Raw genomic sequence first — 22,469 nt, 5'->3', positions numbered from 1 at the left:
TCATAAGCGTTCTTTCTTAGGGTTATGGCAAGCCAAAATCGTTCTTTTTAAGGATAAATCGGCCGGACTCAAATTAAGGACTGTATAAAAGAAAAGAAGTTACAAATGTTTACGGGACTATTTTGAACTATGTGATTAAAATTGTAATAGGTCTCGTTCAAGGTGAAGTGTTCTAGCCAAGCAAGGGCTATGGTATAAAATCTAAAGGACACTGTTGCGAAACAACGGTAACGGACATTCCCAAACAAAGTTGGAAATAATGTAACTTACAGGTCGGTTTAGGATTTGAAAGGATTCTTACTTTATTTAAATTACAACTAATCTCAATTTCAATATGCGTATCGTAAAGCCGTTTACCTTGCCCGTCTCCGTATGCTGTATTTTGTCCCTTCTAGTTTTGGGCTGTACCGAAAAAAAGAAAACTACAGCAATGGAAAAATCAGCGAATTTGGTACATCCTAAAGATTGGCCAAGCCTTGAACCGCTACCCTTGGATCCTGCGATAGAAGCCCAAATAGATGAGCTTCTGCCAAAACTGACGCTGGAACAAAAAGTGGGTCAGGTTATCCAGGCGGACAATGGATCGGTCACACCCGAGGAAGTAAAGCAATACCGCTTGGGCGCTGTACTGAGTGGTGGGAATTCCGCCCCTGGGCCCTTACCTTATGCGGATACCAAGACTTGGTTGGAAATGGCCGATAAATACTACAACGCATCGATCGATGACGAAGGTGTAGAGGTGGCCATTCCCTGTATATGGGGCATAGATGCGGTACACGGCCATGCCAACCTTACCGGAGCCATTGTCTTTCCCCATAATATTGGACTCGGGGCGATGCACAATCCGGATTTGATCGAGCAAATTGCAACGGTGACCGCCCATGAACTCACGGTATCCGGTCATGATTGGACCTTTGCCCCGACTTTGGCGGTACCTCAGGACGTACGTTGGGGGAGAAGCTATGAAGGATTCTCCGAAGACCCGGAGATAGTTAGGTCGTACGCAGATCGCATTGTCTACGGGCTACAAGGCCGTTTTGGCGAAGAGGATTTTATGGGGGCCGGTCGTGTTATATCCAGCGCCAAGCACTTTCTTGCCGATGGGGCTACCGAAAAAGGTGTCGATCAGGGTGATGCCCTCATTAGTGAGGAAGAATTACGTAAGATACATGCGGCAGGTTACTACAGTGCCATTCCCGCAGGCGTACAGACGGTGATGGCTTCTTTCTCCAGTTGGCAAGGAAGAAAACTCCATGGCGACAAGGATTTGTTGACCGATGTCCTAAAGGGGCGACTCGGTTTCAACGGTTTTGTGGTGGGTGATTGGAACGGTCATGGCCAGGTTGCCGGCTGTACGAATACCGATTGTGCACAGTCGCTGAATGCAGGTCTTGATATGTTTATGGCGCCCGACAGTTGGAAGGGTTTGTATGAAAGCACCTTAGAGCATGTAAAGAACGGGACTGTTCCCATGGAACGATTGGATGATGCCGTACGCCGTATCCTGCGCGTTAAAATGGCATCCGGTATTTTTACCAAAGGTGCACCGAGCACCCGAAAAAATGCTGGAGATGAAAGTCTTTTGGGACTCCCTAAGAATAGGGCCATTGCGCGCCAAGCGGTTCGGGAGTCAATGGTTTTGCTTAAAAACAACGGCCTGCTACCCTTGGATGCTACAAAGACGATTTTGGTAGTCGGTGATGGAGCGGAAAGCATATCCAAGGCTTGCGGGGGCTGGACACGCTCTTGGCAAGGGGTAGGGCATACCAACGATGAGTTCCCCAATAGCGAGTCGATACTGGAGGGTATCCGGGAAGCGGTCCATGAAGCTGGGGGTAAGGTCGTATTTTCTGCCAATGGGGATACAAGTGTAGCGGCCGATGTTGTGGTCGCCATCTATGGAGAGGATCCCTACGCAGAGTTCCAAGGAGATCGTGAAAATCTCGATTTTGTTCCGAATGGGTTTGATGTAAATACATTAGCGGAGTTTCAAAGTCAGGGCGTTCCTATCGTGTCGGTCTTTCTATCGGGCCGGCCGTTATGGAGCAATCCTGAAATCAATTTATCGGATGCATTTGTCGCAGCCTGGTTGCCCGGTACCGAAGGAGGAGGTATTTCGGACCTGTTGTTTCAAAGGGATCCGTCCTTTGATTTTACAGGTCGTCTATCTTTCTCTTGGCCGGCCAGTGCCGTCGTGTCGAAAGATGCGGAACCCTTGTTTAGGTTAGGCTATGGCCTTAGCTACAAGAACCCTACAACAGTGGATCAGCTTTCGGAAAACTCAGGGCTGGAAAATAGCGCTATAGCATCTACTGGGGAGTTTTTCAGTAAAGGGGCTCCTGTTGCGCCTTGGGGACTATGGTTGGTTTCGGGCGATTTGAATAAACAGATTGCCAGCTTTCCAACTTCGGTCGGGGGGTTGATCATTAGTAAGACCGACCATGAGGCCCAAGAAGATGCCTTGAGGATAAAATGGACCAGATCGGATCATGACCAAATGCGAATCACTGCGGCTTCACCCAATGATATGTCCCGTCAGGCGAATGGTGCCATGGAACTTACTTTCTCCGCAAAATCATTTAAAGCGAGCGAGGCAGTTGTCCAAATAGGTATGTGCGCTGAAAACTCCTCTTGCGATCAATTCCTTGATATCCGTATAGCCGCCAATGACTGGAACGAATATCGAATAAGCCTAAGTTGCTTTGCCGATCTTGGTGTGGACATGACCAAGGTCAGCTCCGCACTAACGATTACGGCTGGGGAAGGTGTGGATATTGGACTAAGCCATATTCGCCTGGAATCGGATATCGATGCCAAGCCAGGATGCGACGGTAAGTAGCAAGATTATGTAGTCTTCGACAGGCACGACATGCCGACCGTTCCCAAGGTTTAACTAAATGATGATTTCAAGAAAGGCATTAAAGTATTTTTACTGACCAGGTCGATTTTTGATAAGCCCGGTCAGAATAAAAACTAGAACACTTAGGGCAAAAAGTATGGCTGTAGCTGCGATATAGGATACTAGAGGATTCATAGGGTACTCGTTTTTTAATGAAAAGACAATTCGTATAGCAGGAGCGGGGTTTTTATTTTGATATGAATCTAGTAATTGATCATGGATTTGAGGGATACAATTGTATAAAGTGCTGTCCTTTTCGTATAAATTGCAGTAAAATCGATTTTTTAAATACACCGGTCGTCTAAAACTGATGGATTTTGAGAAAACAAGGTTCAAACAAATGATTGAATGTAAAATGTATACATAATCAATGTTCATTTACCTTTGATCATAATCTCGCGCAACCATTTCAAATTTTATATATCCTAAAAGAAATACTATTGGAAACCTAGGCTATGAAACAACTTTTAAAACCTTTTGTTCTCAGTTTTATAGTACTATTTAGTTGCACTGAAGATGAAGAAAGACAAAGAGTTGAGGACCTATCAATTATTCAGTCGATTCTTGAGAAAGGGATAACTGTTGACTCAATTGCTCTTGATTATGCAACGATGTATAGAGGTGCTTATGGTTTCCCTGCCATAGAAACTATCCAAATAGAAAAATTCATTGATGAAGATGAAATTTTAGTATACTACGATTTTATTTCCCATAGTAGGGATTCTTTATATCGGTATATTGAAAACAGGGATAGGGAACATCATGAACAAGGGATAGTAGTGGATTATGCCATAAAATATAATGACAAATTGGAAAGCATTATTGTGGAGGTAAAAAAGAATAACGCCGAGTTTATAGAGTTTACGGATAATTCCGAAGACATAACACTAATTCCAACCCCAGAAATTAACAGTCAAGATACCTTTGCAAAATATGAGTTTACCATAGAAGAGTTTACTGAGAGATACCAAAATAGTAGATTTCCCGAATTTTGCGTATTGTCTTTCGATAAAAAAGAAGAGGTATCCAATACCTATGCTTTTAGGGTTACCTTTAAATTCAACAATCAAAAAGAGTTTGCCTTGAATACTAGTCCAATAGAATTTTAAATCACGAGGTTTCTATTCATATCCGGTTTCTAGAAGGATGATAAAATTATATTGAAAAGCAACAGTCAATAAGCCCCCCTATGAAAAGCCTCAATCCAGTTCCTAATGTTCAAATAAGGGATTAGTACCGCAATGGTAGGCAAAAGCAAAATCCTGACCATCCCTTAAGATAATTCCGTCTGAGTTGGCATAATTCCAAGTCCTTAAGATTTGTCTTCATCAGATGATTTCAGGTTTGTGCTTTTAAAGTATCTTCGCATATTCATAGTCTTTCGGGTGGTGCCTTTTGCAACTTCATCGTATGCCAAGAGCATTGAAGGAAAAGCAGTAAGCAACGATAAGGACGTTGCCAACAATTAAGTTGAATTATAGAAAGTTGTATCGGACACCACCAAATCCATGCTTTAAATCAGGTCATTTGAAAGTTTTTGGTATTGGTGTAACCTTAGTTTTGTTTTTGGTAAGTCATTCATCTTATGGTCAGGAGCTACCTGAAAAAGTTGTAAATGAAAATGCCCAATTTTGGATTTCAACAAATAATGTATTCAGGATTGCCGATCGTTGGGCTATATTGAATGATATTCATATTCGGAGAAACAATTTTTTGGCGGATTCCAATTTCTACTTCCTTCGCGTTGGCGGCCAGTACTATTTAAATGCTAACCTTAGGTTGGCCACAGGTTATGCGCACCTTTGGTTGACTCCAACTGGTGATTGGGACCGTTTTCAAAACGAGAATAGAATTTACCAGCAGCTAAGTATATCCAAACGTTATGAAAAGATGAACGCTTTGTTTAGGATTAGACTGGAGCAACGCTTTTTCAATAATGTGCAGGATGGTCAATCCTTGGAAGATGATTTTTTTGTTAACCGTATTCGGTTTCTGGTCAGTGCCGGATTTCCTTTTAAACAAAATGGCCCTACGGAATTGATATTAGCCAATGAAACACACCTGAATTTTGGCAAGGATGTGGTCTTTAACACCTTTAACCAGAACAGATTAACTATTGGCATAAAGCATACCTTGAGTAAGAATTGGAAAGTGGATTGCGGATATATGATGGTCTATCAGCAACTCGCTGCTGGTAATGTTTACAATCTTAATCATACTTTCCGCCTGTTCTTCTATGGGAGCTTTGATTTCAGGAAGAACAAAAACTTACCATTCAACGAGGTAAGGCACGGGGAAGAGTAAAATAAGTTTGAGTTATGAATAAGACAGGATTTAAACCTATTTTCCTAAACTTAGTTGTTTTGTTTGGTCAAGCTGGGTGTTGCAAAAAGTTCAAACTAACCATGAAAAAAGCGCACTTGCCTTATGGCGGTTCGACCATCAAAAAAATGTGGATTTAAGACCTAAAACTCCATGCAGCGATCTGTAATCCCAATTTAGAATGGATAAAGATTCACATCTCTTCGTTAAAAACACCTATTTCACTATAATAAAAAAACGTTCCCCATCATCTACTTCCCAAACTACCTCGCCGTTTAGGGCAATTTGTGTGGTAATCGCAAAATTATCGCCTTTTTCAAATTGTGCAACAAAAACGTCCATGTCCTCCTCATCCCATTTGACTACCCTTTTATTACTATCGCCCTGGGATTCATCGAACTGCATCCTCATCCGATAATTGATATATTGGCCTTCGGGACTTAGCAGGGAAATTCCCTTGGGTGCATCCAATCCACTATTAAAGACCCTTATACTGTCCCCCTCGATTACATCGTAAACCTCGATATCAATTATGTTAAAAGAACCAGGGTTACCGGGATCGAGAAGATCCCCGTCCATATCATCCAGAACATAGAAGCTGGCTGCTACATCAATATTGGTACAACATACCTCATCGTCATTCCCACACGAAAGGGCCAATACCAAGAAGAAGGATGAGAACAGTTTTTTCATAACATGGTTTATTGCAATTGCTAGAAATTGTTGGTTTGGATATGGCCGCTTACTTTTCCTTAAGGATAGCTTCATTTAAGGAGCCCCTTTTCCCAGTTCACACATGTTTTAATCTTGTATTTAGGTTTGGTAGTTACATGATTTAACCCATAAATTTATATATGGGGTTTGGCGGCTTCTATGACAAATGTCATACATGGAAATTAATTGGGATAGAAGATGGATTTTTTTGAATACCAAATAAAACAACGCACTTGGGGGCATCCCAGAAGTCAAATTTTTTATCCTTACATTAAATTTGATGGATACAAATGAATTGGTCTATTTAAAAAGTCTCCCCTAAGCGGTAAAGGAAATTAACTTCAATTCCGCGAAGGGATGTTCATATTGGCAGCTATACTACAGGAAATCCATAATTTTATGCAAAACGAATCATGAAAATATCCATAAATCCATTCAATGGTGAAAACCTGTACGAATTTGAGGAATTGAATGATGTCCGATTGGAAGAACGAATACTACAGGCCCAAAGTGCATTTCAAATTTGGAAAACAACGTCGTTTATAGAGCGCTCCAAATTAATACGGGCCGTGGGTAGGGATTTAATGGAGAACACTAAGGCATATGCCGAAATCATTACTTTGGAAATGGGAAAGCCCATTGTACAGTCCATTGCTGAAATCGAAAAATGTGCCTGGGTATGCGAATACTACGCTACCCATGCGGAAAGTCAATTGAAGGATGAAGTAGTTAAGACCGAAGCGGAGGAAAGTTTTGTCCGTTACGAACCTTTGGGACCGGTTCTGGCCATTATGCCCTGGAACTATCCTTTTTGGCAGGTATTTCGCTTTGCCGCACCCAATCTGATGGCCGGTAATGTCGGGCTGTTAAAGCATGCTTCCAATGTGATGAAATGCGCGGAGACCATCCAGCTAATTTTTGAAAAAGCGGGATTTCCAAAAGGATGTTTTCAAAATCTGCTTATATCCAGTGATAAAGTAAAATCGGTTATTGAAAATGATTGCATAAAGGCGATAACACTCACCGGAAGTACTCCGGTAGGGGCATCCGTGGCAGCTATCGCCGGAAACCATATAAAGAAGACCGTTCTGGAACTTGGGGGCAACAATGCCCTTGTTGTTTTTGATGATGCCCAACTGGAACGGACATTGGATATTTGCCTACAAGCCCGATTTCAAAATACGGGGCAGAGTTGCATTGCCGGTAAACGCCTCCTGGTACAAAGCGGTATCGCTATGCGGTTTATTCAAGGTTTTAGAAATAAGGTAGCCGATCTGAAGAGCGGAGATCCCATGGCCAAGGACACTTTTATAGGGGTTTTGGCCCGGGAAGATTTGGCCATAGCGCTGGAAAAACAGGTGAGGAAATCCATTAAAATGGGAGCAAAGGTAATTTTAGGGGGGAAACGCAAGGGAACCTATTTTGAGCCCACAATATTGATAGATGTGACCAGGGACATGCCTGTTTTTAGAGAGGAGACCTTTGGTCCAGTCCTTGGAATAACTATTTTTGATACCGAGGAAGAGGCGATAGGCTTGGCCAATGATTCGGATTTTGGATTGGGAATATCGTTGTTTACATCGGATAAAAAAAGAATACAACGATTAATTCCCAAGTGCAATGAAGGGGCTGTTTTTGTAAATGAATTGGTAAAGAGCGACCCGCGCCTGCCTTTTGGTGGGATAAAGACATCCGGTTATGGTAGGGAACTTTCGGCACATGGTATTCGGGAATTCATGAATAGGAAAACCGTTTATATAAAAAGTTGATGGATTCCGTTTTTTGGTTATCCATCAAAAACCCAACAAAATATAATTGTTTATAGTATGAAATTCGGAAAGGTAGATCAACCCGAGCTTATCGATTTTAGTATTCCACACGACCATCCCGATACGGACGTCCTATTGGCAAAATATAAGGACGGAAAGGAACCCTTATCCGTTAAAGTAGGTTGTGCCAAATGGAACCGGCAGGATCTGAAGAACTTCTATCCCAGAGGTACAAAGGACGAATTGGCCTATTATTCTACCCAGTTTAATTGCATAGAACTCAATGCGACCTTTTATCGCATCTTTCCGGCCAAGACCTATGAAGGCTGGTATGAAAAGACGCCGGAGAACTTTACGTTCTTTCCCAAGATCGTACAGAACGTAAGCCATTTAAGAAGGCTCAATGAACAGGCGTACCCTATTCTGGAGGAGTATCTAAATGTAACGGCCAACCTTCAGGAGAAATTGGGAACCATGTTCCTGCAGATGCACAACAATTTTAGCCCCAAGGATTGGGATAGGGTAGTGCGCTTTGTCGAAAATTGGCCCAAGGAGTTCTCCCTGGCCATGGAGTTTCGGCATACGGACTGGTTCAATGACGGGAAGGTGGCACAGGAACTGTATCACTTGTTGGAAGAGAACCACATTGCCAATATTTTGGTCGATACCGCTGGCAGAAGGGACATTATGCATATGCGGCTTACCAACAATGAGGCTTTTATTCGCTATGTAGGGGCCAATCATGAAAGTGATTATGCCCGATTGGATGATTGGGTGGAGAAGTTGTATGATTGGAAACAAAAAGGCCTAAAAAACATCCACTTTTTTGTTCATCAAAATTTGGAATTGGAATCTCCCTTGCTTTCGGTCTATTTCATTAAAAAACTTAATGAAAGGTTGACTTTGGATTTAAAGATTCCGGCAACCTTGGTAAAGCCCAATACCCTTTTTTAATAGGTCGCCCCCACTTCCACAAAGGAGTTTTTGAAGTGTCGTTTAGGGGCTTCGGGGGAAGCCATACAGCATGTGGAACCCAAATAGAACAAAGCGATTTCATCCATTTTTTTTATCGTTTGGCCCACTTTGATAGGTTGGGCCAGTTCTATGGTACGTACAGCAGGGCCACCGACTATGGACAAATACCACGTACGGCCTATTTCATCGGTGATATCCACATTGTAACGTTCATTCCTAAAGGCTGGTAAGGATGGATTTTGTTTGTATATCCAAGGACGAAGGACTATTAAATCCCCGGGGATATGTTGTATCCGTGATATGGTACCATTGATCGGGGCATGTATCCGGTGATAGTTTTTATTGTGCAAAAATACATTGGTAAACGTGTACTCCTTAGGGATGGTAGTGCTCTGGGTCCCAAAAATAGTGGCTATGGACCGTACATCGCTTTTTACCCGGGATGTTTCTATCTCGGATACCTTGCCTTCATCACATAGCAGTCCTTCACAGGGCCATACAAACGGGGCGCCATTTTTGGGCAGTTCCTTAAACTCCCGGATGAAAAAATCCTGAAAGCTTTCAAAATCCGTTTTTCCAAAAGGAGGTTTAAATTTATCCAGATAGTTTTTATCCGAATAGTTGATTCGTATATACGTTTTGATGAATTTTTTTGAAAAGGGTTTATCGTATAGCGAAGCGTATTTGGAGGATACCTTGCGCTGTATGGTGCTGGGCATGGCGCCCCAAATATTCACCGAAAGAAAGGTATACAATTTGGCTCGCCATTCCGGAACCTTGAATACCGTAAATTTTGGATCGGAATAGTAATCGTTTTCAAGATACGTAGCGGCTTCCATTGGCTCTATTACACCCTTCTATTATCCCATAAAACATTTACGATTTCCCATTCCCCATCTATCTTGGCCAGACGCATATAGTCATAAAAATCATGTGGGTCGGTACGGACACCGATGCTGGCCACGTCTTCATCCATGTCCAGAATTTCAACGGTAATCCTTAGATGTTCAATGGGTCTTTTGGCCACTTTTTCATCTGTTAATCTTGCCGGGGAGGCCGATTCCGGATACCCCCTGCTTTTTAGAAGTTGGGATGCTTCGCCATTCCCAATACGTGTTTCCGTGACCTCGTAACGAGTTGCATTTTCGATTGATGCCCGACCACTTTTATAATAGTTTTCCATATAGTCCGTAGCGACTTGTTCAATGGCCTTTTCATCGGAAACATGGGCGAATCCCATGAATGAAAAGAAGGATAGGAGCAGGATGAGCAGGAACTTTACAATTGTTGTCATGCGAAGGCGGATTAGGTGATGGAATAAATGTATTTCATTGTGGCCCAATCCAAAAGTCAATTAAGAAAAGTTTATTCTAAGCTTAACAAATTTTATAAGTTGCTTATCACTTCTGTTAAAATCGGAAACCATTTTTAATGAAAAAATTGGGTATGACTTGCGCCGATCTTTTAATGCGATATGTTCATTTTGAGAAGAGGTCTATCGTCAAAAACTCCATAAAGCAGGGCCAAAATTGGCAAATCGAAAAAACGGGGGAATGATAATCAATTTATGGATCTGGCCACAATTTCTTCCTTAATTTTACATCCATAAAAACGGTTCGGCTATGAGATTTCACACCAGAAAATGGGTAAAGCCCGAGGATTTAAATGCCAATCAAACCTTGTTCGGAGGTCGTGTACTGGCCTGGATCGACGAAGAGGCCGCATTATATAGCATCATTCAGTTGGAGAACAAGCGGGTGGTGACAAAGTATATCTCTGAAATCAATTTTATGAGCACGGCGGAACAAGGGGATATTGTTGAAATTGGGATTGAAGTGGTGAAATTCGGGATATCTTCCTTGACACTTAATTGTGAGGTCCGCAACAAGATGACCCGGGAGACCATCGTTACCGTGGATAATATCATTATGGTAAACCTTGATGAGAAAGGAAAACCCGTGCCCCATGGGAAGACCAAAATTGAATTTGTCAAGGACAGATTGGAAGGAGGAGATTGACCTCGCGATACTTTTTGGTCGTTTTCCGGACTTCAATCAACACCCAGAATACATTACCGCTCCACAACTGAAGAATTTGCTTCCGTTTTGCAACATTTAACGTTGGTATCGGTTCTATCTTTTAGAAACACTTTTCTGTTGTAATCCATGCACAATAGCGAATTTGTCATAGCATCTGACTTCAAACTGGGATAGCTGTTTGGGTACCTGTTTAATCCATTCTTACAAACTTTCCATTGCTTTCCTTTTCCCCTTTGTAGGAGAATAAAGTGATGGAACCGAAAAGACAAATCATATTCTTTATGTGACGGAAATTTTAGACCTACAAATAAAGCTATTTGACAACACAATAGGAAACCTAGGTAACATTTAATTGTGTACGATATGTGAATTAGTGAGTTTTAATCTAGTTAAAATCAGAGTGTTAATAATCATTAGGAAGATACAAGAAAAATGAAGGACAATTCTTGCAATTTTCCCCGATAACCAAATCAAAACCATTGAATTCTAAAAAACTACTTTCCTCCCTGGAGAACATGGAATCCATGCTCAACAATTTTTCATTTGAAGAGTTAAGCACTTCGGAAGCCTCCCACCTAAAAAAATCATTCCAAGCCTTTAAGGATGACCTGGAAAAAAAGGTGTTCGGAGAACCTTGTTCCGTAGCAGTGGAGGTCAAAAAGGAATCCGAGGATGGGAATCCGAAAAGAAATGTGGATCCGTCGCCTAATATGCTTATTGCCAAGGTAAGTCACGAAATACGGACTCCATTAAATGGAATTGTTGGATTTACCGATCTTTTAAAGGAAGAAGGACTCACTTCCAAGCAATTGGAAAAGGTCAATGCCATACAATCTGCATCCTATTCGCTCCTGGAAATTATAAACGAACTTTTGGAATACTCCAAATTATCCGCCGGGGTGGAAGAGTTTGATGCGATCGATTTTAACTTCCATAATGTCATAAAGGATGTGACCTATTTATGTAAAACCCTTATTACGGATAAGAAGGTGGCATTGGAAACGGATATTGACCCGGGTATACCTAAGATCTTGGTCGGTGACCCCTCAAAACTTTCCCAAATTCTTTTAAATCTCTTGGGCAACGCCATAAAATTCGTAGAAGAAGGCAGCATACAATTGACCATAATACCGAAACAGAAAGTCAAGGATCAAATACTCCTCGAATTTTCCATCGCGGATACAGGTATCGGAATTCCTGAAAGTAAATTGGCCAACATTTTTGATCCGTTTAAACAAGCTACCGAAAACACCTTTCTTAAATATGGTGGCTCAGGACTGGGTTTGAGCATAGTGAAGCAACTTATTGAAAATCTGGGTGGGAACATTTCGGTCTCCAGTACACTGGGCATCGGTACAACATTCAAATTTGATATTCCATATGCATTGGGCGATAGTAAAAGGATTGGCCAAACACAGAAGTCCACAATCAAAAAAGAAAAAGTTCAACGATCTATCAAGGGAATGCGGATCCTGGTTTTTGAGGATAATTTGCTCAATCAACGATTGATAGAAGAACGCTTAAAATCATGGGGGTGTACAGCCTTTATTACGGAAAATGCCCGTTACGGTCTCGATATTCTTGAAAAAACAACATTAGATGCCATTTTAATGGACTTACGAATGCCCGAAATGAATGGATTTGAAGTAACCCAGCAAATTCGCCAGAACAAAAATACCGGAATACGGGAAATCCCGATTATAGCCCTTACCGCCGATTTTTCCTTGGGAGACAAGGATAAGTGTAAAAAATATGGCATCAACGATTGTATCCTAAAACCTTACAATCCAGATGAATTGATGTTGACCTTACTTAAAAACAAAAAAGATGGAAATATGGAGCCAACAAAAGAACTTCAAAAAAACGTGATCGGTACCCATAAGGATTCCAAAAGAATAGACCTTGCCCCCATCCTTAAGGATTGTATGGGTGATGTAAACCTCTTACAGGAGTTGATTCAACTGTACAAACGAAACGCTTTGGAATTCATAGGTTCCGCCAAGACCCATATAAAGTATGGCGATTTTGAAGAGTTGGGACTTGCCGCCCATAAGATAAAGGCAGGGCTTGCGATGATGCAATCCCATGAACTTCATGCCATAGTCGTACAAATTCAAGAGGCCTGCAAGACCGAAGGGGATGTAAAACAGCTAAAATCACTGTACGGTTGTTTTTTGGATGAATATCCAAAAACAGAGTCGACCATTGACCAAGCCTTCTTGGAACTAAAACTAACCGGGAAATGATAGTGGGGAAAAAATTGCTATTGGCAGAAGATGATAATCTCCTGGCCTCTCTGCTTAGGTACCGTCTGGAAAAAGGTGGGTATGAGGTAAGTATAAGTAAAGATGGGAAAGAAGTAAAGGAATATCTGGCCGAGGAGATACCCGATATAATTGTGAGCGATATAATGATGCCCTATTTCTCGGGAATGGAACTCATAGACTTTGTACGTAACGAATTGGGTTCCAAAACCCCGATCATAATTATTTCTTCCGCTGGAAATGAGGAAAATGTATTGACTGCATTTGAATTGGGGGCCAATGATTTTATTTCCAAACCCGTGAGCCCTTCTGAATTAATAGTACGGGTCAAAAGAGAGTTGAACAATGCAAAAATTTGATTGACAGAAAGTTAACATACCAAAATTTATCGTTGATAAGCGCACCAAAGATCCATACGGATCTTTTGTGGGATTTAACCTTTTTGTTTGTTGGGCTGGCCATGCTCTATTTCATTGGCATCTTCTTTTTACGAAACAAAATTTCCAATAAAGCAGCAAAAGTCAGACAACGGAAAAAGGAACTTTCTCCCATGATAAACGAATTTTTGTTTCATCAGGAAGATGCGGATACCAAGGAGAAGGCAAATTATTTGAACCTTAGAATTGAAATAAGGGAATTGCTCAGGGTCGGTTTAAACAGGATTGTGCTATCGGAAATACTATTGGATTTGAGCAGGGATGTTTCCGGGGATACCAAAAAAAGGCTGTTCAAATTATATCAGGACCTGGACTTGGATAAAGATGCCTATTATAAACTAAAGAGTTGGCGTTGGGAAGTTGTTTCCAAAGGTATCCTGGAACTTACCCAAATGCAGGTAACGGAATCCTATAGTTTCATAATCAAGTTTATCAATGATAAAAGGAGTACCATTCGTAAACAGGCTGAGATAGCTACGGTAAGCCTAAAACATGAAGGGATCGATTATTTTTTGGACACCACCAAATATAGAATATCCGAATGGCAACAGTTAAAATTGTTGAATGTTATTCGAAATTTGGAGGATTATCGGCCACCCCGTTTCAAGGCGTGGCTTACCTCTAAAAACAAGGATGTAGTACTTTTTGCCATACGGTTGATCAAATTCTATAATCAGAACGATGCCAGTTCTTCCCTAATAGAATTATTAAAACACCGCAACCACCAAATTAAACAGGAAGCGATCCAATGTATCAAGGAGTTTCATATAGTGGAGGCCTTGGATACCCTTAAGCTGGTTTTCCAAAAAGGGAACACGGACGTTAAGATTTCCATCTTGGATGCCATAGCGATTTTGGGAAGTGCCGAGGAAATGGAATTCTTGAAATATGTAGAAACCAAATATTCCGATTTCGCCATTAAGGGCAAGGCCATTAGTGTCATGAATAGGTTAGTTCCGGAAAGTATAATGCCTACGGAAAATATAGATAATGGGTTGGAACATGATTGGAACAAAAACGCTCCTACCGGGATCGATGGCACAAACAAAACCAATGTTACTTCCGGAACGGACGTGGATAACCCGGTTGCATTTACTCAAAAAGAAACCGATCAAGTTTCCACCGACGAAGGAACAAAGGAGGGAAAAATGGAATCGCCTTTGGAGGAAGGAATAATTGAAAACATGGAAATCACCTCGAATGATCTACCTGTTCCAGAAGGGGAGGAACTATACATCAATTTGGATTTTCTGCCGATTGTAGTAGCTCCAAGGGATAGGGAAATGGATATATCCCTTCAAAGCGAAAACTCCTCAAGCGGACATACGGACAATCAAGAGCCGGATATTGAAAGCCTTTCTCAACTCACGGTAGATTTTGAGGAAATAGTGAGTGCCGAATTTAATGATGACGAAATTGAGCTGGAAACGGGAGAGATGGACATTTGGGAAAATAGGGATTTATCCGAATTTAGTTTTTTACCTATTGTAACAAGTAATGCTGATGAGCAGGACAAGCCTCAAATGGGGAATGATTCCGACCCAAAATCGGAAACCGCAAACCTTGTTGTCCATTATGAAGATGTTCTGCCCCATAACAATCTACAACAAGAATCAAGGGAAACAAATGATGTGGGCAGCTCTGATGCTAAGGAAGTTCCTATACAAATAGAGGAGAAACAGAATCCTCAAAGGCCGAGATCCATAGGTGAAATAGATTGGAAACACATAAGAAATCTAAATGTAGAACATCACATTTTGGAAGTGTTGCCACAGGATATTGGTAAGCAAGAAACCGAAGAGGAGTATTACGACTGGCCATTGGATGGATTGGATGGTTTACAGGTAGATAAAACCAACGAACACGAAAATGAATCCCTCTTGGAACTAGAAGACTTCCTCAAGCATCTTCCCAAACCTCAATATTATAGTAATGAAATTCTTTCCGTACTGGAAACGCTCGATCGGATCGAAGAACTGGGAGACCAACGTGAAATCCCCTTATTAAATGACATCATGGAACAAACAAAAATGGACTTTATCAAAGAACGCGCAAAGGAACTCATCAAGAGATTTTCCCGTAAAGATGATATTTACGAGGTGGACTGGGAGTTGGACACCTTTCAGGACAACATTGTGGAATACAACATTTTTGAGGAATTGTTCACGACCTGTGATACGGATTCCAAAATCATATTAATAAAGGAAATGTTGGTCGTGGGGGATGAAAAGGAAGTAAGGTTCCTGAGAAAACTGCTTCATCAAGAACCTGAACAGAAAATACGGAATATGGCAAAAAAGGTTCTAAGGCAATTGGAAGAGCGCTTGGTACATGAAGAAATGGAACACCAAGATCAGACTCAAAGTGAAACGGAATACGAAACGGGTACCCTTCCTCTGGAGCATGCTTTTTTTAACGAGGTGCAACTTAAGGATCGTGATGGTTCCGAACTATCTCAAGATAACTAAAAAACATTGGATAAGTTAAATGGATAGTGGACTACTACATATACTCCTTGAATACATAAACATTGTCTTTCTAACGTTTACGGTGGTGTTGTTCTCCATGTTTACCGCAATGGGGTACTTATCTACACGGAATTCAATTCATTATAGAAGTAAAAATAGTTTTGGTGACCTTTCCAAGATTATGGCGTCTCCCTTGGCCCCAAGTATAACCATCATAGCACCGGCATACAATGAGGGCATGACCATTGTGGAAAATATCCGTTCCCTTTTGTCCCTGCGCTATGTAAACTATGAAGTGATGGTGGTCAATGACGGTAGCAAAGACGATACCTTGGAGAAAATGATAAATGCCTACGACCTTGAAAAAATAGAACATACGATAGATCCCAATTGGCGCTCCAAGCCTATTCGAGGCATTTATAGATCCAAACACCGCTCTTTTTCCAAACTTACGGTCATAGACAAGGAAAATGGTGGCAAGTCCGATGCATTAAACACAGGTATGGCACTTTCCAATAACAAATATGTAGGTTGTATAGATGTGGATTGCCTATTGCTGCCGGATGCTTTGTTGCATGTGGTAAAATCCTTCTACCAACGTTCACAAAAGCGGGTAATAGCTGTTGGTGGGGTCATCCGTATTGCAAATTCCTGTATTATCCAAGGGGGTCAGTTGGAAGAAATACGATTACCCAAAAACTGGTTGGCCAAGTTCCAATTGTTGGAGTATACCCGTTCCTTTATTTTGGGACGGATGGCATGGGGCCGTATAGACAGCCTACTTATTATTTCCGGGGCCTTCGGATTTTTTGATCGGGAAATAGCCCTGGCTGTGGGAGGGTATGATACCAATACCGTTGGGGAGGACATGGAAATAGTGTTTAAAATGCGACGTTACATGCACGAACGCAAAGAACCTTATACGGTTGAATATATACCCGATCCTTTGTGCTGGACCGAGGTGCCGGAGGACACCAAAATATTGATCAACCAACGAGATCGTTGGGCTAGGGGCAACCTCGAGACGTTGTATAAGCATAAGGATATGTTCTTTAACCCCAAATTTGGCCGCTTGGGTATGCTGAGTTATCCGTATTGGTTCTTTTACGAGTGGCTGGCTCCCATTTTGGAGTTTTTCGGCTTTTTCTCCATCATTTTGTTCTATTATTTGGGTATTCTCAACTGGGAGTTTTTCTTGGCCATAACGGCTACCGTATACATGTTTTCCATAATGTTTTCCTTTTATGCGATTCTTTGGGATGTCTACTCCTACAATGAATATAAAAAAACAAAGGACATTTTAACCTTAATGCTATGCGCTATAATAGAACCCTTTGTTTTCCACCCCATAGTGGTCTGGTCCGCCATACGGGGCAATTATAAAAAATTGTTCAAGGTAAAATCGGGTTGGGGTTCCCAAGTCCGTAAAGGATTCGCAAAAGCCTCCTAAAATGCAGAACGATTCCAACATATCCACCATTTCGGAAAATGGAAAGACACTCAAGGATTTCATTCCTTTGGTTTTCAGTTTTTTTGGATGTTTGGTCGTATGGTCCCTATACCAGAATATACGACTATACCTTTCCGGGGCGTTGGACGGTTTTCTGAACAAAAGCTTTTTTTTGTTGGTAATGCATCATACGGGCTTTTCAGCAATCCTGGCCTTATTCGCTGCATTCCTATTCAATTTTTTGGAGCGAAGAAAACCCGATTTGGGACTCAAGACGACACGAATTGTTTTCTTGGCCTTTCTGATACTGGAAGGATTTCTTGTCGAATACTATGTCCAGAACTATGAAATTCTGGGATATGGAATTGTCTCTACCTTAAGATCGGACAGTTCCCATTTTTCACTTTTCCCCTTAGCATTGACGTTGCCTTTAATCGTGGCATCGTTCCATTATTTAGGTAAGCGTTTCGTATCCGTGTATGGACCCATTAGCAAAATGTACCCCTTTACCATTATTCTTTTCAGCATTTTTTTGGCCACGCTCAATTCCGATAAAAAACCCATAAATGAAAACAAGGCCCAACATCTGATCGTTAGTTTGGCCAAAACTACTCTTGATTTCAATACGTACGAAGGAGAAAAGGAATACCCACTGTTAAGGCCTTATGTACAAAAAGACGACTTGAACCCTTATTTCGATCTAAGGAAAGAAAAACCACACATCGTATTTCTAATCGTAGAGGGTCTCGGGTCGGATTTTGTTGGCAAAAATGCAATCTATCCGGGATTTACCCCTTTTTTGGATTCCATACAAAACAAGGCTTTGGTCTGGGAGAACTTCGTGAGCAACACCGGAGAAGGTGCAGCGGCCCTTTCTTCTATAATCGGCTCCCTACCGTTTGGCGATGCCGGGTTTACCAATGAAGACGGTTTTGTCCATAGGCATACACTCTTTGGAATTCTTAAGAACAACGGCTACACCACCTCCTTCAATTATGGGGGAAATAGTGCCTTGAACCGCTTTGACCGATTTTTGGACGAGGAACGCGTGGATCGGATATTGGACAAAAACAATTTTGGGGATGAATATATACTACAGGATGAAGATGCCGCGGGAATTTCCTTGGGCTATCCGGATAAAGAGCTTTTTAAAAGAGGACAGTCCCTGTTAAATAGTTTTAGTGGTCCAAGAATGGATGTGTTTCTTACATTAAGTACCAAATCGCCATACCTCGTTCCAAATCGGGAGTATTATTGGAATAAGGTCGATCATATATTGAAAGAGTCATCCATCGGGAGGCGAGAGCGCAAATTGGTACGAAACCATAAGGAGATTTTTGCCAGTCTCAACTATGCAGATGAAGCCATAGAGGCCTTTATTACCCACTACAGGAAAACACAGGAATATACGAACACCATTTTTATCATTACGGGAACCCATAATCTCACCGATTTACCCCAAAAAGATGAGTTGAGCAGATATCGGGTGCCCCTAATGATTTTTAGCCCCTTGATCAATTCCCCAAAAAGAATTGGGTCTTTGGCTTCCCACATGGATATAATGCCTTCCCTGGTTTCCTTATTGGACAGGGAATACAAGCTCAAAATACCGCAGCAAGTAGCCTGGCTCGGAGAGAATCTTTTAAGCCCCGATGCTTTTGACGAAGCAAAGCGGATTCCGCTTTTCAGGGGTAAAAATAATATCCAGGATTTCATTAATGGATCCTATTATTTGACGGATAATTCCATTTATAGGATGGATAAAAATTTAAGCTTAAAGGAGTTTGATGACGACACCATGGAAAAACAAGTGAAGGACAACTTTGGATATTTTAAATCGGTAAACAAATATGTACTCAAATCTAATAGGATAATCCCAGGGGATGCGACCATTTTTGCCTCTTTACAGACAGATTTTAGTAAGCAGGATATGGTTTGGATACAAAGCGTCTTTAATGGTAAGGATTTCGATCGAGCCTATGCAACAGCACGAAATCTGGCACATGACCGAGATTGGGACAGGGCCTTATTATTATGCAGGTACATCTTAAAGGAAATACCACGGCATGCGGATACTGAGATTCTAACAGGCCGCATCCATGCCTGGCAAAAGGATTATATCAAATCCATAGCGGTTCTACAGGAAGCCATACGCAAGTATCCCACATATGCCGATGGTTATGCCGCACTCTTGGACACTTATTTTTGGTCAGGTCAGCATCAAAAGGCCATAGATTTATCTAAAAGAATAAGACAAAATGGTATCGCTTCCGATGAAGTCGAAAACAAGATTTTGCGTGCCAGGAAAAAGTTGAAATCCGAAACGGCAAAAAAGGATGTCGATCTAAATGAAAATGCCACAGTAGAAACAACATTCACGGAGAATTGAAGAATTTCAAAAACATAACTTTCCTATTTATTTGCCTATATGGGCTGGCGTGTCAGTGTCAAGATTTGGCTTACAACGGTAATCCGGACACCTCTTTTTTTACGGCAAGGGATTTGGCATTTGGGGGTAATGGACCGGTGGCCCGTGACACTTTGCGCCATATTCTTACCAAGTTCCCGAATTATACCGATGTTAGAAACCTTTTGGCCAAGACCTATAGCTGGGACAAAAAATATGACGAGGCCCGAAAGGAATTCAACAAGATCACATCGGTAGAGCGCAAAAACAAGGAGGTCTGGGTGGCGGCCATAAAAAATGAATTGTATGCCAAGGAGTTCCATATCGCTTTGGGTTTGGCAAACAAAGCACTGATATATCTTTCCAATGATCCGGATTTGGAAGCATTGCGAGGGCAAGCCCTAAAAGATTTATCGGAATCCAAAACTAATATAGAATCAAACGGGACGAAAATACGGGAAGAGACTTCGGAGAAAACAACTTTTACTAATACCTTCGGAATTTCCAATGCCTTTGAGGTTTTTGATATTGCCTATGAGCCCATGATGTACACCAGCTTGGAATACCAAAGGGAAACCAAGGCAGGAAAGATAATTCCACGTTTAAATTATGGCAACCGTTTCGAAATTCAGGGACTACAGTATGAGCTGGACTTCTATCCCAAGTTTTCAGAGAGGTTCTACGGATACCTGAACTATGGGATTTCAAGATCCGTCATTTTCCCAAATCATAGGGTAGGGGCAGAAGTTTTTGTGAATTGGCCCAAAAATATGGAGATTTCCCTTGGCACGCGCTATTTGGATTTCGATAATGTAAGGGCCCATATAATCACTGCTAGCGCTGCTCTTTACCAAGGCAATTATTATTTTTCGATCAGGCCTTATTTTTTACCGGATATAAATAAGGGCACGGGGCTCTCCGGTACGCTTTCGGCCAGGAGGTATTTTAGGGATAAAGCAAATTATTTGGGTATCACTATCGGAATGGGCTACTCCCCGGAGTTGAGACAATTACAGGATGGGGATGAACTTTTGGCGGAAACGGTATTGTATATTGAGTCACAGCAGGCTATGTTGGAATATCGGTTTTCCGGAAAGAAGACCCCAAATCTATACAGGGCCAACCTCGGGCTGGGTCGCCAAGAATTGGTTTTTGAATCCGGACGATTTTTTTGGGTGGTATCCGCGGGGATTACCTATCAGGTCATGTTTTAAGAAACAAGCATCGATGAAATACCAATTATTCCGGTGAACGACTTCTTCCAAAAAAGCTCTAAAAAGCCCATATCTCCGGGTTTAACAAGTTATACAACGAAAATCTGAGTTTACACCACAATTAATTGATTTTAAAACACGTTAGTAGTATGTTTATATCATAAAACGAAAAAACCCAAATCGAAGCCGGTAGTAATCGGAAAAACTTAACCCAAATCATCATGCTTTACGATACATATGGAGAGGAGTACCTAACCTTTCTACAAGAGTTGAACGAAATTTTAAGTTTAAATGAATTGACCGAACTGGACTACATGTAGTAGGGCGTGAAGTTCGTTTTTAAAACCAAATCTTATGGCAAATCAAAATCCAGACAACGCAGCGTATTTGAATTTTATCGAGGATTTAAACGAAATTCTAGGAGATTTCAATATCAACAAACTAAGTTATTCTTAAGTGTTTAGTGTATTAGTTGTAAAAAACCCCATAGGTTAAAACTTATGGGGTTTGTTCTTTATGGGTATTTCAATACTATCCCAAATAAGCTTTCAGCAGCTTACTTCTAGAATTATGGCGAAGCTTGCGAATGGCTTTCTCCCTTATTTGACGGACCCTTTCCCGTGTAAGGTCAAAGGTTTGTCCTATTTCTGCCAAGGTCATGGATTGCTGGTCTCCAATACCGTAATAGAGCTTTACCACATCGGCCTCCCTGGGAGATAGGGTATCCAACGCCCGGTTGATTTCCGTATTCAAGGATTGCTGCATCAAAATCTTGTCCGGTCGGGGAGATTCCCCGGAACGCAATACATCGTACAAATTGGAATCCTCACCTTCCCGCAAAGGGGCATCCATGGAAACATGCCTCCCGGAATTCTTCATGGATTGTTTTACTTCGGTAACCGTCATTTCCAATTCCTTGGCTATTTCTTCCGCGGAAGGTGGTCGTTCATGCGCCTGTTCCAAATAAGAAAATGTCTTTTTGATTTTATTGATGGAACCTATTTTGTTCAACGGAAGCCTAACGACACGGGATTGCTCTGCCAAGGCTTGTAAAATGGATTGCCTGATCCACCAAACTGCGTAGGAAATGAACTTGAAGCCACGGGTCTCATCAAATCGTTTGGCCGCTTTGACGAGGCCTAGGTTACCTTCGTTTATCAGGTCGGGCAGTTTTAATCCCTGATTTTGATATTGTTTGGCCACTGAAACCACGAATCGCAAATTGGCATTGGTCAATTTTTCCAATGCGGCTTGGTCCCCGGCCCGGATACGTTGCGCTAATTCTACTTCTTCATTTGCATTGATCAAATCAATTTTACTGATATCCTGCAGATACTTGTCCAATGATTTTGATTCCCTATTGGTGACCTGCTTGATGATCTTTAACTGCCTCATATATGTTTTTGGATTTTGATGTTCGACAAGTTGATAGTATACATTTTTATTGTGTCTTTTCCAAAGGCATAAGAGAATTCTTATACATAATTTATGAGAAACTTATGATTTGTTTT

16 protein-coding genes are annotated in these 22,469 nt (G+C 41.4%); 12 read left to right on the top strand and 4 right to left on the bottom strand.

Translation table 11 applies throughout. The annotated features are described in order from the left end of the window. Positions 1–430: 430 nt before the first annotated feature. From ACO06Y_RS17270 to ACO06Y_RS17260, 3 genes are all read left to right on the top strand, one after another. Positions 431–2,839 (top strand): glycoside hydrolase family 3 N-terminal domain-containing protein, encoded by a 2,409-nt coding sequence (locus tag ACO06Y_RS17270; protein WP_422080257.1) that lies wholly within the window; start codon positions 431–433, stop codon positions 2,837–2,839. Between the two features lie 515 nt (positions 2,840–3,354). Next, positions 3,355–4,008, top strand: a complete 654-nt coding sequence (locus ACO06Y_RS17265) for a hypothetical protein (protein WP_422080256.1) — start codon at positions 3,355–3,357, stop codon at positions 4,006–4,008. A gap of 418 nt (positions 4,009–4,426) precedes the next feature. Further along, positions 4,427–5,203: a DUF2490 domain-containing protein gene (locus ACO06Y_RS17260; RefSeq protein ID WP_422080255.1), complete on the top strand. Its 777-nt coding sequence runs from the start codon at positions 4,427–4,429 to the stop codon at positions 5,201–5,203. Between the two features lie 234 nt (positions 5,204–5,437). On the opposite strand, the gene ACO06Y_RS17255 is transcribed toward ACO06Y_RS17260, so the two are convergent. Then, positions 5,438–5,914: a hypothetical protein gene (locus ACO06Y_RS17255; protein ID WP_422080254.1), complete on the bottom strand. Its 477-nt coding sequence runs from the start codon at positions 5,912–5,914 to the stop codon at positions 5,438–5,440. A 434-nt stretch (positions 5,915–6,348) separates the two neighbouring features. Here ACO06Y_RS17255 and ACO06Y_RS17250 point away from each other — a divergent pair, with 434 nt between their 5' ends. Further along, a complete protein-coding gene (locus ACO06Y_RS17250; RefSeq protein ID WP_422080253.1) occupies positions 6,349–7,704 on the top strand; it encodes an NAD-dependent succinate-semialdehyde dehydrogenase in 1,356 nt (451 codons plus the stop codon). Positions 7,705–7,761: 57 nt separating this feature from the next. Further along, positions 7,762–8,658 (top strand): DUF72 domain-containing protein, encoded by an 897-nt coding sequence (locus tag ACO06Y_RS17245; RefSeq protein WP_422080252.1) that lies wholly within the window; start codon positions 7,762–7,764, stop codon positions 8,656–8,658. Here the strand turns inward: ACO06Y_RS17245 and ACO06Y_RS17240 are convergent. Both ACO06Y_RS17240 and ACO06Y_RS17235 read right to left on the bottom strand, forming a co-directional pair. Beyond that, positions 8,655–9,518 (bottom strand): phosphatidylserine decarboxylase, encoded by an 864-nt coding sequence (locus ACO06Y_RS17240; RefSeq protein ID WP_422080251.1) that lies wholly within the window; start codon positions 9,516–9,518, stop codon positions 8,655–8,657. The genes ACO06Y_RS17245 and ACO06Y_RS17240 overlap by 4 nt on opposite strands. Positions 9,519–9,526: 8 nt before the next feature. After that, positions 9,527–9,973, bottom strand: a complete 447-nt coding sequence (locus tag ACO06Y_RS17235) for a nuclear transport factor 2 family protein (RefSeq protein ID WP_422080250.1) — start codon at positions 9,971–9,973, stop codon at positions 9,527–9,529. A 328-nt stretch (positions 9,974–10,301) separates the two neighbouring features. On the opposite strand from ACO06Y_RS17235, the gene ACO06Y_RS17230 reads away from it, so the two are divergent. The 7 genes from ACO06Y_RS17230 (at position 10,302) to ACO06Y_RS17200 (ending at position 20,958) form a co-directional block, all read left to right on the top strand. After that, positions 10,302–10,697, top strand: coding sequence for an acyl-CoA thioesterase (locus ACO06Y_RS17230; protein ID WP_422080249.1), 396 nt, complete (start codon positions 10,302–10,304; stop codon positions 10,695–10,697). Positions 10,698–11,197: 500 nt separating this feature from the next. Then, positions 11,198–12,964 (top strand): ATP-binding protein, encoded by a 1,767-nt coding sequence (locus ACO06Y_RS17225; protein ID WP_422080248.1) that lies wholly within the window; start codon positions 11,198–11,200, stop codon positions 12,962–12,964. After that, positions 12,961–13,341, top strand: a complete 381-nt coding sequence (locus tag ACO06Y_RS17220) for a response regulator transcription factor (protein ID WP_422080247.1) — start codon at positions 12,961–12,963, stop codon at positions 13,339–13,341. The genes ACO06Y_RS17225 and ACO06Y_RS17220 overlap by 4 nt, the downstream gene beginning before the upstream one ends. A 32-nt stretch (positions 13,342–13,373) precedes the next feature. After that, entirely contained in the window at positions 13,374–15,887 is a 2,514-nt protein-coding gene (locus tag ACO06Y_RS17215) for a HEAT repeat domain-containing protein (RefSeq protein ID WP_422080246.1), read from the top strand. Between the two features lie 19 nt (positions 15,888–15,906). Then, positions 15,907–17,337 (top strand): glycosyltransferase family 2 protein, encoded by a 1,431-nt coding sequence (locus ACO06Y_RS17210; protein WP_422080245.1) that lies wholly within the window; start codon positions 15,907–15,909, stop codon positions 17,335–17,337. Position 17,338: 1 nt separating this feature from the next. Further along, complete coding sequence (locus ACO06Y_RS17205; protein ID WP_422080244.1) at positions 17,339–19,726, top strand: sulfatase-like hydrolase/transferase; 2,388 nt, start codon at positions 17,339–17,341, stop codon at positions 19,724–19,726. Positions 19,727–19,791: 65 nt separating this feature from the next. Further along, positions 19,792–20,958, top strand: a complete 1,167-nt coding sequence (locus ACO06Y_RS17200) for a YaiO family outer membrane beta-barrel protein (RefSeq protein ID WP_422080243.1) — start codon at positions 19,792–19,794, stop codon at positions 20,956–20,958. A 531-nt stretch (positions 20,959–21,489) separates the two neighbouring features. Here ACO06Y_RS17200 and ACO06Y_RS17195 read toward each other — a convergent pair. Then, positions 21,490–22,353, bottom strand: coding sequence for a sigma-70 family RNA polymerase sigma factor (locus tag ACO06Y_RS17195; protein ID WP_120711242.1), 864 nt, complete (start codon positions 22,351–22,353; stop codon positions 21,490–21,492). Positions 22,354–22,469: the final 116 nt, after the last annotated feature.

It is taken from the genome of Ulvibacterium sp. (assembly GCF_965228935.1).
Lineage (GTDB): Bacteria > Bacteroidota > Bacteroidia > Flavobacteriales > Flavobacteriaceae > Ulvibacterium.
The sequence above is the reverse complement of the archived record's forward strand: the minus strand, read 5'-3'. Positions and strand labels throughout refer to the sequence as shown.